Raw genomic sequence first — 12,139 nt, forward strand, 5'->3', positions numbered from 1 at the left:
CCTTTACTGGTGCGGGGGCGTTTTTTTGCTACCTTACTCTTCATTCATTGGATTGATTATTGTCAGGGAGGATGACATGTCCGCACCGCTACACGAATGGAATTTAGCACCTAGGGAAGCGAGGGCATTACAGACACAGTTGGCGAAGGGGTTGGAATTATCCGACCGCTTGGCCCCTGTGAAGCATATTGCGGGAGTGGATATCGGTTTTGAAGATGGCGGCGAAACAACCCGGGCAGCCGTAGTGTTGCTGGAGTGGGACCCTGCTACCGCACCCAGCTTAAACGTGGTGGAACAAATGGTTCATCGTGAGCCCACCCGCATGCCGTATATTCCTGGCCTGCTCTCGTTTCGTGAAATTCCAGCGGCGCTGGGGGCGTTTGAAAAGCTCAGCGTGTCACCTGAACTGGTCATGGTCGACGGGCAGGGAATTGCCCACCCACGGCGCTTAGGTGTGGCGGCGCATTTAGGGCTGTGGCTTGATTTGCCCACTATTGGGATTGCCAAATCACGCCTATATGGCAAACACGCTGAAGTGGGCGAGCAGCGCGGCGACTGGGTGCCGCTTTACGCGGGGCAAGAAACTATTGGGGCCGTGCTGCGCTCTCGTGCCAAGGTAAAGCCGGTGTATGTGTCACCAGGGCATCGCATCACCCTGGAAACGTCGCTTAATTGGGTGATGCGCTGTTTAGGGCGTACCAAACTGCCTGAACCTACACGGCTTGCCGATCGATTAGCGTCGCGGCGAGATCAGCGTTAGTCGGGGCTATACAAACGCGAGGAAGCGCGTGAGCAGACTGGCTGCGTCTGATGCATCAGTCACCTCCGCTGACAGGCTTGCAGGGTTCTTACCCTGGTCGCGTAACGCAGCGCGTTGGCGCTCTATATAGGCGCGCATGACAGGTACGTTGAATTCGGGGTGGAACTGTACGCTCCATTGGCGCGGGCCATAGCGCAGTGCTTGATGGGCGTCGTGGCTGTTGTGGGCCAGCACGGTGCAGCCGTGGGGCGCCTGCATGACCGACTGCGCATGGGAAAGGTGCGCCGCAAAACTTTCCGGTAATTGGCTAAATAGTGGGTCTTGTTGGCCGGCCAGCGTCAGCCGCACTGTATGAGTGCCCGACTCGCGGCCCGCTGGGTGGTAATCGCTGACACCGCCAAAAGCGGCGGCCATGAGTTGATGGCCATAGCAAACGCCCAGCATGGGCGTATCGTTTGCCAACGCGTCTTGCAGCCATGGTTTAAGTGCTTCGCTCCAGGGCTCTGCATCGCTAACCATGCTATGCGAGCCAGTGATCAGTATGCCTGCCAAGGTGTCTAGAGCGGGTGGAGTAGGGTTGCGTCGCGCGTCCCACACCTGTACCTCTAAATGCGCAGGTAGGGCAGTACTAAGCTGCTTTTCAAATAGCGTTTCAAAGTCGCCGTGCTGGTCGACGACTTCTGGATAAGCATCGCCGGTTTTAACGATTAATACACAGGCCATATCACTCCCTCGGTACGATGAAACGCAAATGTTAAACAAAGGTCTTTCAGGAAGAGCACAAAGGCATGATGATAGCCTACCATGGCCTCTTGGATGGTAAGAATTCATTCGTTATTAACGACATAAGGAAACGATAATGCAACAAATTACCCGTGCGGGCGAGCCGCTGGATGTGGCTGGCACACTGCCTGCTAAAGATCAGGCAGCACCTAAAATGACGCTGACCAACACTGAGCTGCAAGACGTTACGCTTGCGACCTATGCGGGCAAGCGTAAGGTGCTTAATATTATTCCCAGTGTGGATACGCCTACCTGCGCGATGTCGACGCGTCGCTTTAACGAACTGGCCTCAAACCTTGCTGACACCGTGGTATTGGTAGTTTCGGCTGATTTACCCTTCGCTGCCAAGCGCTTCTGCGGTGCAGAAGGGCTGGATAACGTTGAAACGCTGTCTACGTTCCGCCACCCAGAGTTTCGTGAAGACTGGGGCGTCGCGTTGTGTAATAACTCGATGGAGGGGCTGTGTGCTCGTGCGGTAGTAGTGCTGGATGCCGATAATCGCGTGCTACACAGTGAGTTGGTAAGCGAGCTGAAAAACGAACCAGATTACGACGCAGCGTTAGCCGTCTTGAGCTGACAGCAGGCGTTTTCTAGCATGACGTCGTGATGCCGTCACCAGCGCGCGAATCAAGCGTTGCTGGGGGCGGTTGAAAATTAGCCACTCGGGGTGCCACTGCACGCCAATTAAAAATTCATGTTCACGTGACTCGATGCCCTGTACCAATCCATCCCGGTCGCGGGCGACAATCTCTATCCCTTTGCCTGCGCCATAAACAGCTTGGTGATGCAGACTGTTAACTCGGCACCACGTCACGCCTAGCAACCGATGTAGCTTACTCGCGCCGACAATATCGACGGTTTTGCGCGGCAGTACCGTACGGCGTCGTTTTAGCCCTTCATGCGTGGTGTAAATATCCGGGTCTAAGGTACCACCTAGGTGGACGTTGATTAATTGTGCCCCCCGGCAAATGCCCAACACGGGCGTATGCAGCGGAATAAACCGTTCAAGCAGCGCAAGCTCCAACTCATCCCGTGCCGGGTCGAGGCGCACATCCAGCTGCACTTCGCCGCCGTAAAGGTGGGCCTGAATATCATCACCGCCACCAATGATTAAACCATCTAAATGGTCAGGCTGGGGGCGTGAAGGCGATAACCGCAGCGGTTTGCCGCCATGGCGCCAGACGGCGAACCAATCAAACCACCATGCTAAGTGGCTTTTGCGGTCAGAGGTGGTAATTCCGATAAGCGGCCGAGACATGCAGGTGGTTACTCACTGTGACAAGAAATAAAGTTGAAAAATGTGAAGTTGAAAATGGAACATTAAAAATTAGCGTTCGCGACGCAGCCAGCGGCTCAGTTTCTCTTTTACGCGGGTCAGCATCGGTCGGTTATGTTCGGCAATATACTCAGCGCAGCGAGCGAGCAGCGCGTCCGAGTTAGCGGCAAGTTTCTCAACTTCCACCCAGCGGTTCCACTCCATTGCCGAGCCCCAACCCGGTTGGGAAAGCTGGGCATTGGGTAAACGATAGTGAAAAGTGGGACGTGGTTTCGTAAGCTGAGCATGCAGTAACTCATGGCCATGGTCAGGGCGCAGATAAGCAAACAGCGGCAACATATCCAGCTCACGGTTGCGCGTTGGATTATGATGCAGGTAGTCGTCAATCAAGGTGTCCAGATCAGGTGAGTAGCGGCTATCCAGAACCTTTAGTGCGTATGCTTTGTGAAAGGGGTTGGCATGGGGCAGTACCTCGCGGGTAATATCGACTTTAATTTCATCGCGCAGCCATCCGGCAAGTAATAAATACGCGCGCAGCATGGCAAGCAAATAGTCGGCGTCAAAGCGCTCTGCTTCAGGGTTTAGATGCAACCCGAACCCATACATCAAGCTAGCATCGGTGCCCTTGGCGCCATGCTTTCGTAGTGCTGCAAACAGTGCGTCTAAATCTTCAAGTTCATTCCAGGGCACCGGTGGGCAAACAATTTCGGTAGGCACTAGGCCAGTGACCATATCACCAATCAGTTCGCGGGTTTTTTGATGGAACTGGATTCGTCGTTGGTGCTGGTGGCGTGCCCACTCGCTGTCTTGAGCGTGAGGGTCTTCCAGTAGGGCTTTGTCAGGGTGAGCGTACTGAGTGTCGAGTTCAATGCCAAATTCGCCCCAGCGGGTATTCTCTACTAGTAGCCGATGAGGGCTTACCACGTTAAGCTCCCCGCCAAACAGTTCACGTACGATCATCGCCGTGTCTCGGGGTGGCAGGCCAGCAAATTCAATTTCGACGCCAACCTGCCGGATATTCCCATGACTGTTTAAGCGGTTAGGTGGAGCTTGTAGCGTCATCTCGGCATCCTTGAGGTGAACGTTTAAGCATCCAGCCTATCATAGTCACGCGTTGAGGCTGAGTGCATTCCTAAGGGCTATAAACTAAAGCGGCGGTAAAACGGTAAGCAGGACGCCATTCAGATTAATATTCAGGAGTAAGGCGTGCGACAGCACTGGTTAATTAGCGCGGTAATAGGCGTTGTCTTGTTTGTATTGGCAAGCCTACTACTGACGAGCATGGCAATCACGCAGGCCCAGGCGCAAGTGGTGTCAATACCCGGTTTGGGCGGTGGCTCTGAGGAGCAGGAAGTTGAGGTCAGTGGCGAAGAGTTCCAGGCCTCGTTAACTGACGTCATCACCATGCTTGAAAACGAGGAGCAGCGCACTGAGCTGCTCACGTCGCTGCGCGAGCTGCAGGTAACCGCAGATGCTGCCACCGATGATGAGGGCGTGGTGCGCCAAGGGCTGCTGGGGGCCCTGGCCGATACGCTAAGCGACCTTGGCGACCAGGCGCAGGCAGGCGACTCGCCGGTTGACCAGTGGGCACGTCAGCTGGTTCAGGGGGCGGACGATTTACGCGCCCTGAACGATGGTGCCGACCAAGGCGAAGCCATTCGTGCGGTTGCTGAAGGAGCTGTCCTGGCTCTGGTTTGGATCGGGCTGCTGGTGGTAATGATTGCTTTTGGGCGCATGGTCGCTACCCGCCGAGAGTGGCCACTGGATCTGCCGCGGGACCCCAAAGCCTGGCTAATGGCGGTGCACTTCTTGCGCCGTATGCTGCCCTGGGCGTTGGCGTTTGCGATTACGCTCGGGATTGGCCAAGTATTACCTGATAGTCCTGGGCGGACGCTGGTGCTCGTGGTGGCCTATATCTGCCTATGCGGGCGGGCGCTGTCGGTGGTGTTTGAAACGGTCATCGCCTTCTTTAGCCGCGGCCATCGGTTTACGGCGGTTCAACTGCTTCAGCAGCATGCCCTGCGCGGTATGTTTGTGATTGGTGCGTTGATTGCGCTTGGCGATGCGGCTAATTCCACCCGCTTGGTCGAACTGTTGGGCAGCGAACTATCGAGCCTGGTCTCGGTGCTTTCCAATATGCTGGCGGCGCTGCTTTCAGCGCGGTTTATTCTTAAATTCAAACGCCCAGTGCGTCATTTGATTTGCAACCGACCGTTCAAACAACGCCGTGACGCCAGCACTGCGGTTGAGATGATCCGCTCGCTGGGCGGGCTATGGCACATTCCCGCGCTACTCCTGGTGAGTGGTTCGCTGCTGGCGATTTTTATTACCGTTGGCGATGTCGGCACTGCGCTGGCGCGCTCAATTATCTCTGCCAGCCTGCTGGTGCTTACGCTGGTAGTGACCGGGCTGCTGCGCCGCCAAGCGGAGCGGATGGGCAAGCGCCGTCACCGTCATCGTCAGAGCCAATACCGCAAACGCTTAGAGCGTTTCGGCTTTGTTCTCGCCCATATCTTTGCATGGATGGTGTTTGCTGAACTCTCAATGCAAGTGTGGGGCAGTTCATTCTTTGGCTTGGGCCAGCAAGCAGTCGCTAGCGCCCGCATTGGGCAAGCGCTGGTCAGTCTTGGCGCCACGGTGCTGTTGGCGTGGCTGGTGTGGATTTTTGCCGACACCGCCATTCAGCGGGCGCTTACCTCGTCGGCGCGCTCACGCGGACGGCGGGTCAATCAGGCCCGGGCGCAAACCATCACGCCGATGATTCGCAACGTCATCTTCGTGACTATCTTGATTATTGCCGTCATCGCCGGGTTGGCGAACCTGGGTGTCAACGTGACACCGCTGTTAGCCGGTGCTGGTGTGATTGGTCTGGCGATTGGTTTTGGTGCCCAAACATTAGTGCAGGATCTAATCACCGGCATCTTTATTTTGATCGAAGATTCCCTGGCGGTAGATGACTTTGTGCAGATCAATAACCACATGGGCACGGTCGAGGGGCTGACGCTGCGCACGGTTCGCCTTCGTGACTTGGACGGGATCGTGCATATCATCACCTTTAGCCGCATTGAGTCGATTCATAATATGTCTCGGCAGTTCGGCATTGCGCTGATGCGAATTCGTATTCCGTTTGATATGAAAATCGACGATGCCATTACGCTGATGCAGGAAACCGCTCAGGAGCTGCGCCGCGACCCGATGATGCGTCACTACATCTGGTCACCGCTGGAAATGCAGGGGGTTCAGGGGTTTGAAGATGGCTGCCCGATCCTGCGTATGCGTTTTCGCACCGCGCCAGAAATGCAGTGGGATGTTTCGCGGGCCTTTAATCTGCTGCTCAAACAGCGCATGGAAGCTCAAGAGATCGACCTGGGCGTGCCGCGTCTCAGCATCAGTATGGAATCGCGCTCAGAAGACCGCATGGAGGCGACCGCGGGCACGTCGTTTTCGCTGGACAATGAAGCACCAGAAAGTGACCAGGGTGAGTCAGATACTGAGCAAGAAAGCGAAACAGACACAGACGATCATAAGAAACCCGCACCACCGAAGCCGGCACCCCGCCCGACCAAGGCAGAAATACGGCGCGATGAGCAGGCGCGCAAGCACGATGAGACGCCTAATCGCGCCGCCTCACACCGGCAAAAGCCCCCAGCACAAGGCAAGCCCCAGGCCGGCACCTATGCCAGCACCGGCGGCGAACACGGCGATGAGTAACCACGGCCCGCGTAAGCGGCGCCAACGGTTATACAAAGAGACCGCGTGGCTAACGCGGTCAACCAGTTCGTCGTGACGCGAGATCGCATGATCGGGAGGCAGCGAAAAGTCATTAGCTACATCGCCTTGCCAGTGGGCGCCGTGGCTGAGTCCCAGGCGTGCGCGTAACTTGCCAATATCGCTTACAGTGTCGTGCAGCGTATCGTAGGCTTCGCGGCGCTCAGCAACGCTAAATACCGCCTCGGCATCTTGGCGTAGCGCGCTATGCTGGCAACTCGTCACAGCGTGTTGGATCGCTTGCTCATTAGCCTCGGGGGGGATCGCGAGGCGCTGGTACAAATCGCGCATAGGTGGCTATGGTTTCTCTTAGGCTGGCGTTGCATGGTCTCAGTAAGTTTGCATCAAATAATCATAGGCGTTTTTGATACGTTGAAAGCGTGCCGAGGCCAATGCTACCTGTTGTTCGCTTTCTGAATAGTAGCGGTCTGGGTGGTGTAATTGTGCCATACGCCGATAAGCGTGCCGAACCTCTATGCGGGTAGCGCCGGGGTTAAGTCCCAGAATGGAAAGCGCCCGTGTGGTGCGATCGGGAGGCGGTGGTGAAGCGCGCTGCTGGCGTGAGTGGTTATTGCGTCGCTCCTCCTGGTAAGAACTGCGTTGCTGTTGCGAGTCTTGCTGTCGTGAGCGTTGCTGCTCCCGCTCGGCTTGCTCGCGCTGGCGTTGGCGCTCCTGTTCCTGCTGGCGCTGCTGTGCTTGTTCCCGCGCCTGGCGGGCTTCCTCTTGGCGCCGCTGCTTCTCTTGTTGCTTTTCTTGCTGTTTTTGCTGCTTCTGATGATGGCGTTGTTCTTTCTCTCTCTGCTGCTGTTCTGCTCGTGCATTGGCCTGTTGTTGCTGCTGCTCGGCCGCTGCGGCATCGCGTGCTTTGCGGGCATGGTAATCTGGATCGTGGGTTTGCCAATAAGTATCACGACTAGGGTCTTCAGGGCTGGCCAGCGGTGTGCCCGTCAGTTCCTTAAATAGGGTGTTTAAGGTGGTGGGGGCAACGCTTAGTAAGTCCGCAAAAAAGCGTAAAATATAGTGGTTGGCAAGCGACAGCTCGCCATCATCGGTGGCAACCGTAATCGCTTGGTGAATAACGCTTAGGCTGCGCTCTTTACCGCACTCTTTGCGCACAACCTCGGCGGCTAACTGGATCGCTTGCAAGTCTTGGCTATGCGCAATACTCATGACCGGGCCCAGCTCATGCCCGTGGCGAAACTGTGCGGTTACCTGGGCCAGGCGACGACGGCGCTGGCCTTCAGAAACGTGTTGGCGGTGCACCAGCACCCAAGCCAACAACAGCAGGGTTGCCGTATCCACTTGGCTGCGGCTCTTTAATAACAGCAGCTCAAAGGGTGAAAAACGGGCAATGGACATTTCCTAGCTCCACAGATGAAAAGGCGGCAGTGGTCTTGTGCAGCGCCATGATTATTTTAGCCATGGTATATCATCACGTTAGGCAAAGGAGTAGGAGATTGGTGGGTTGATCAACGTTGAGCGTAAAAACAGCTTTCAGCTGCGTCTTACTCGTCGGCTCAAGGAAGAGACGTCGCATAACCTCGACGTCTATCTTTTTGTGCCTGGCGAGCTGGGGTTAAGTACTCAGCTTATCTCAGAGGAGGCTTTTTATCATGCCGCCATTCATGTATCGCGCACTTACTACAGTGACGAATACCTGCTGCCGCTGGTGCACAGCCGGTTGGCCAGTCGTAACCGCCTGGGGAGTGACTCGTACCGGCTGAGTTTGAGCCTCTACGCCTACCAATACGTGGAAGCGATGGAGCGCACCACGCAAGCGATGTTAGTAAGCGCCAAAAAGTTACGTCATACCCGCCAGCAACAGCGGGAAGAGACCAGCGAGGAGCAAGAAAGTGCGGTTGCCTTACGTGACCAACTGCATGAAATGATCGACTTGAGTGACGGAATCCTCAAGCGCCTGCGGCGCAATCAGCCGGATGACGAAAGCTTCAAAAAATACTTCGCCAATATTGATAATTACCTCTCCTGGTTTACCGAACAGCAGCTACTGGCGTTAGTGGCGCATATGCCCCGTGGTGGTGAGTTTACTGAGATTCGTCGACGCTTTATCAGCGTGTGCCACCGGGAGGGCGAACATCGCCGCGAACAGCAATACAACGCCGAACGAGTAATGGCGGACCCGACGCGCATGTCGAACAAAATGCGCTTACTGCGGCGTTTGATTGAACATCCGATTACGCTGAAACAAGAGGCATTGGAGCTTGGCGGCGGCGAGCAGAAAGCGGTCAAAGCCCTGGCCACGGCGGTGGTAATGGGGTTTGTGACGTTAGGTGTGCTGCAGTTACGTAGCGCGTTAGGGGATCTTTCTGCGCTATTCGTGTTAGCCATGGCGCTGCTCTACGCCATGCGTGAAGTTTTTAAGGATGATTTGCGCAATACCCTTTGGCGCTTGCTGCGCAAAGGCCGCCCTAAGTGGCGCCGCCAGTATCTAGACCCCACGCGAAATGCCGTGGTGGGTCGCCAGCTGGAGTGGTTTGACTACAAGCGCTTCGCTTCGCTGAGTGATGACATCCAACAATTGCGCCGTCGCAAGGTGGCCCAGCGGGAAGAGGTAGTGCTGCACTACCGCTCAAGTTCACGTATGTCACCCACGCGCTTTTTAAGCGGCTACGAGCATACGCGCGAAACACTGAATTTGGATATTTCCATGCTCACGCGGCTAATGAGTAAAGGGAAGCACCACATCTATCGGCTTAAAGATGGCCAGGCAGTGCGTGAAAGCGTCGAACGCCGCCACCTGTTTAATCTGGTGATTCGTGAAACGGGCAGTGAAGATACGCCCTACCTTGCCCGCTGGAAAGTCGTGGTAAGTCGCTCAGGCATTGTTGATGTGGAGAAAGTGGAAGAGAGTAGCGCCACAGAGGCGAACACACCAACAGGCAAGCAAGCATAAAGCTGCGCTAGATCAAATTAGTCTCAATGCGTTCTTTTAGATAGCCAGCCAGCATAGGCAAATTTCCAGGAGCGAACTAGGCTCAAAGAGAAGGCAGGGTGACCTGCAGCTGCGGCTCAGTCTTTAAAGGTTGAACGCAAGGAGAAGCGCCATGCAAGCTATTGATATCATGACACCCAAAGTGGTGAGTGTGGGACCCGATACGGAAGTGCGTGAAATTGCGCAACTGCTGCTTAAGCATCGTATCAGCGCCGTTCCTGTCGTCGATGGAGATCACCGGGTGATCGGTATTGTCAGCGAAGGCGATTTGATGCGCCGGGTAAAAGATGACAGTGACCACGGTCACTCATGGTGGTTATCGCTATTTACGGGCGGCAAGGATGCTGGCGACTATGTCAAGATGCATGGTCGTAAAGCCCACGAAGTGATGACGCCAGATCCACTGACCGTGGAAGAGAACACGCCACTGCATACCATTGCGCGAATGCTGGAAAAACACCACATCAAACGCGTACCCGTTGTGCGTGAAGGTAAGTTGGTGGGTATCGTCAGCCGTGCCAATCTGCTGCAAGGCATTGCTAATGCGGCGGTATCGCCGACGCAGTCACCTTCGGACGATCGACACATCCGCGAAGCCATACTGGACGAGGTAGAACACAACACCGGCGTGCAAGTCGAAGGCATTAGCGTGATTGTGGATGGCGGTGCAGTCGAAATCTGGGGGCTGGTCGAATCGCTTGAACAGAAGCAGGCGGTGACGGTTGCAGCAGAAAATGTGGCGGGGGTGACTCGCGTCGAAAATCATCTAGGGATGATGCCGCGGGGCGTAGGATATATGTAATGTCAATTTGGCGTATATAGCTTTAAGTAACCAGTAAGGCCCGCTAGGTTAATAGCGGGCCTTACCTTTTTATACCACCTTACACCACGGCTTTAATTGCTTGCTCTAAACTATCCACGCTGCGCTCAGTGTGGTGCAACTTATCTAAACCAAATAGGCCAATGCGGAAAGTTTGGAAGTTATCACCTTCATCGCACATGAGCGGTACGCCGCCGGCTACTTGCACCCCCGCCTGGGCCAGTTTGCCTACCAAGCCGCTATCGTCGCTGTAGCAGACCACCACCCCTGGGGCCTCAAAGCCTTCCGCCGCCACGCTGACAAAACCGTGACGCTTGAGCATGGCACGGACTTCACGGCCAATCGCTTGCTGCTCCTCTTTTACCTTGGGGAAGCCGTACGCACGGGTTTCCTGCATGATATCGCGCAGCTGTCGCAAGGCGTCCGTGGGCATAGTGGCGTGATAAGCATGCCCGCCGTTTTCATAGGCTTGCATGATGCTATGCCACTTGCCCAGGTCGCAGGCAAAGCTGTTGCTCTGGGTTTCGCTCAAGCGCTGCGTAGCCCGCTCTGACAGCATCACCATGGCGCAGCAGGGCGAGCCGCTCCAGCCTTTTTGCGGCGCACTGACCACCACGTCAATGCCGAGTGCCTGCATGTCCACCCAAAGGGTGCCTGCCGCAATGGCGTCCAACACGAACAGGCCGCCTACCTCGTGTGTCGCCTCGGCGAGTGCTTGAATATACGTATCTGGAAGCAGCAGGCCCGCCGAGGTTTCTACCTGCGGGGCAAAGACCACCGCTGGTTTTTCGCGACGAATCTGCGCGACGGCTTCATCAATGGGTACTGGCTGAAATGGCGAGCGCGAGTCATCGGTGTTAAGACGCCGTGCTTTTAGCACCGTGTGCTGGTCGGTTAAACGGCCCATCTCAATGATCTGTGTCCAACGGTAGCTGAACCAGCCGTTGCGAATCACCAGAGTGTTCTGATCAACGGCAAATTGACGCGCCACTGCTTCCATTCCAAAGGTACCGCTACCGGGAACGATGACGGCGGAGTGAGCGTGGTAGACTTCTTTCAGCGTGGCCGATATATCCCGCATCACACCTTGAAACTGTTGCGACATATGGTTCAGCGAGCGGTCGGTGTAGACCACTGAGTACTCAAGCAAACCGTCGGGATCGACGTTGGGCAGTAAACCAGCCATGGCGTTCTCCAAATAAGGGCGGTGCGCTCATCGGCACACTTCATCAAAAATATACAGTGGCTGCTAAGAGTACGAGCAATAAAAGCACAAAACCAGCCCGCGTGGGGCTGGTTTTGATTGCTGAAGGGACTGGCTTAACGCGGCGGTAACTGCTCGGGCCCAAAGGCGTCGGGCAGCAGCGTTTCCATGGTGTAGGTTTTCATCAATTCACCGCTGCCGGAAAGTACCTTGATTTGGGTTTCTGGCGTCGCGAATTCGCGAATCCGCTGACGACAGTCGCCGCAGGGTGTGCAGAGGTGGTCACCTGGGCCCATCACGTAGACCGTCGCCAACTGGCGTTGCCCGGCAGTGATCATGGCGGAAATGGCCGAGGCCTCGGCGCATAGGCCTTTGTAGTGCGCCACTTCCACGTTAGTGCCCGCAAACTGCTGACCATCAGGGGTGACCATGACTGACGCCACCGGGTGAGCTGAGTAAGGCACGTAGGCGTTAGCCCGCGCGCTCAACAGCGTTTGAACGATCTCTTCTGATACGTGCTCTTCTGATACCTGTTCCATCATTTTTCCTTTTGGCCGCTTCTACGCGCTCTTTTC

General features: G+C 55.7%; 12 protein-coding genes. 5 read left to right on the forward strand and 7 right to left on the reverse strand.

Going from position 1 to position 12,139, the window contains the following annotated elements:
* Positions 1 to 76: 76 nt before the first annotated feature.
* Complete coding sequence (gene nfi, locus ACWI0H_RS04695; RefSeq protein WP_101145884.1) at positions 77 to 760, forward strand: deoxyribonuclease V; 684 nt, start codon at positions 77 to 79, stop codon at positions 758 to 760.
* Positions 761 to 766: 6 nt separating this feature from the next.
* On the opposite strand, the gene ACWI0H_RS04700 is transcribed toward nfi, so the two are convergent.
* Positions 767 to 1,483: a glutamine amidotransferase gene (locus tag ACWI0H_RS04700; RefSeq protein WP_101145885.1), complete on the reverse strand. Its 717-nt coding sequence runs from the start codon at positions 1,481 to 1,483 to the stop codon at positions 767 to 769.
* A 136-nt stretch (positions 1,484 to 1,619) separates the two neighbouring features.
* Here ACWI0H_RS04700 and tpx point away from each other — a divergent pair, with 136 nt between their 5' ends.
* Positions 1,620 to 2,120 (forward strand): thiol peroxidase, encoded by a 501-nt coding sequence (gene tpx / locus ACWI0H_RS04705; protein WP_101145886.1) that lies wholly within the window; start codon positions 1,620 to 1,622, stop codon positions 2,118 to 2,120.
* On the opposite strand, the gene ACWI0H_RS04710 is transcribed toward tpx, so the two are convergent.
* Both ACWI0H_RS04710 and ACWI0H_RS04715 read right to left on the reverse strand, forming a co-directional pair.
* Positions 2,103 to 2,801, reverse strand: coding sequence for a gamma-glutamyl-gamma-aminobutyrate hydrolase family protein (locus tag ACWI0H_RS04710; RefSeq protein WP_008957692.1), 699 nt, complete (start codon positions 2,799 to 2,801; stop codon positions 2,103 to 2,105). The genes tpx and ACWI0H_RS04710 overlap by 18 nt on opposite strands.
* A 69-nt stretch (positions 2,802 to 2,870) precedes the next feature.
* Positions 2,871 to 3,881 carry an amidoligase family protein gene (locus ACWI0H_RS04715; RefSeq protein ID WP_101145887.1) on the reverse strand — a complete coding sequence of 337 codons (1,011 nt, stop codon included), beginning with the start codon at positions 3,879 to 3,881 and terminating at the stop codon, positions 2,871 to 2,873.
* 144 nt (positions 3,882 to 4,025) lie between these two features.
* On the opposite strand from ACWI0H_RS04715, the gene ACWI0H_RS04720 reads away from it, so the two are divergent.
* Positions 4,026 to 6,530, forward strand: a complete 2,505-nt coding sequence (locus ACWI0H_RS04720) for a mechanosensitive ion channel family protein (RefSeq protein WP_101145888.1) — start codon at positions 4,026 to 4,028, stop codon at positions 6,528 to 6,530.
* Here the strand turns inward: ACWI0H_RS04720 and ACWI0H_RS04725 are convergent.
* Both ACWI0H_RS04725 and ACWI0H_RS04730 read right to left on the reverse strand, forming a co-directional pair.
* Positions 6,447 to 6,878: a hypothetical protein gene (locus ACWI0H_RS04725; protein ID WP_101145889.1), complete on the reverse strand. Its 432-nt coding sequence runs from the start codon at positions 6,876 to 6,878 to the stop codon at positions 6,447 to 6,449. The genes ACWI0H_RS04720 and ACWI0H_RS04725 overlap by 84 nt on opposite strands.
* A gap of 39 nt (positions 6,879 to 6,917) precedes the next feature.
* A complete protein-coding gene (locus ACWI0H_RS04730) occupies positions 6,918 to 7,946 on the reverse strand; it encodes a J domain-containing protein (protein WP_101145890.1) in 1,029 nt (342 codons plus the stop codon).
* Positions 7,947 to 8,052: 106 nt separating this feature from the next.
* Here ACWI0H_RS04730 and ACWI0H_RS04735 point away from each other — a divergent pair, with 106 nt between their 5' ends.
* Both ACWI0H_RS04735 and ACWI0H_RS04740 read left to right on the forward strand, forming a co-directional pair.
* Positions 8,053 to 9,501 carry a hypothetical protein gene (locus ACWI0H_RS04735; protein WP_101145891.1) on the forward strand — a complete coding sequence of 483 codons (1,449 nt, stop codon included), beginning with the start codon at positions 8,053 to 8,055 and terminating at the stop codon, positions 9,499 to 9,501.
* Positions 9,502 to 9,652: 151 nt separating this feature from the next.
* A complete protein-coding gene (locus ACWI0H_RS04740) occupies positions 9,653 to 10,342 on the forward strand; it encodes a CBS domain-containing protein (protein WP_101145892.1) in 690 nt (229 codons plus the stop codon).
* 79 nt (positions 10,343 to 10,421) lie between these two features.
* On the opposite strand, the gene ACWI0H_RS04745 is transcribed toward ACWI0H_RS04740, so the two are convergent.
* Entirely contained in the window at positions 10,422 to 11,546 is a 1,125-nt protein-coding gene (locus ACWI0H_RS04745) for an aminotransferase class V-fold PLP-dependent enzyme (RefSeq protein ID WP_101145893.1), read from the reverse strand.
* A 134-nt stretch (positions 11,547 to 11,680) separates the two neighbouring features.
* Positions 11,681 to 12,103, reverse strand: a complete 423-nt coding sequence (cdd, locus tag ACWI0H_RS04750) for a cytidine deaminase (RefSeq protein ID WP_431313161.1) — start codon at positions 12,101 to 12,103, stop codon at positions 11,681 to 11,683.
* Positions 12,104 to 12,139: the final 36 nt, after the last annotated feature.

The organism is Halomonas sp. NYA30, assembly GCF_976980765.1.

What these genes read in the sequence shown, in the direction of transcription:
- cdd (WP_431313161.1), bottom strand. Translation starts at nt 12,103, where the DNA reads ATGGAACAGGTATCAGAAGAGCACGTATCAGAAGAGATCGTTCAAACG.
- tpx (WP_101145886.1), top strand. Translation starts at nt 1,620, where the DNA reads ATGCAACAAATTACCCGTGCGGGCGAGCCGCTGGATGTGGCTGGCACA.
- ACWI0H_RS04700 (WP_101145885.1), bottom strand. Translation starts at nt 1,483, where the DNA reads ATGGCCTGTGTATTAATCGTTAAAACCGGCGATGCTTATCCAGAAGTC.
- ACWI0H_RS04725 (WP_101145889.1), bottom strand. Translation starts at nt 6,878, where the DNA reads ATGCGCGATTTGTACCAGCGCCTCGCGATCCCCCCCGAGGCTAATGAG.
- ACWI0H_RS04740 (WP_101145892.1), top strand. Translation starts at nt 9,653, where the DNA reads ATGCAAGCTATTGATATCATGACACCCAAAGTGGTGAGTGTGGGACCC.
- ACWI0H_RS04715 (WP_101145887.1), bottom strand. Translation starts at nt 3,881, where the DNA reads ATGACGCTACAAGCTCCACCTAACCGCTTAAACAGTCATGGGAATATC.
- ACWI0H_RS04730 (WP_101145890.1), bottom strand. Translation starts at nt 7,946, where the DNA reads ATGTCCATTGCCCGTTTTTCACCCTTTGAGCTGCTGTTATTAAAGAGC.
- ACWI0H_RS04745 (WP_101145893.1), bottom strand. Translation starts at nt 11,546, where the DNA reads ATGGCTGGTTTACTGCCCAACGTCGATCCCGACGGTTTGCTTGAGTAC.
- nfi (WP_101145884.1), top strand. Translation starts at nt 77, where the DNA reads ATGTCCGCACCGCTACACGAATGGAATTTAGCACCTAGGGAAGCGAGG.
- ACWI0H_RS04710 (WP_008957692.1), bottom strand. Translation starts at nt 2,801, where the DNA reads ATGTCTCGGCCGCTTATCGGAATTACCACCTCTGACCGCAAAAGCCAC.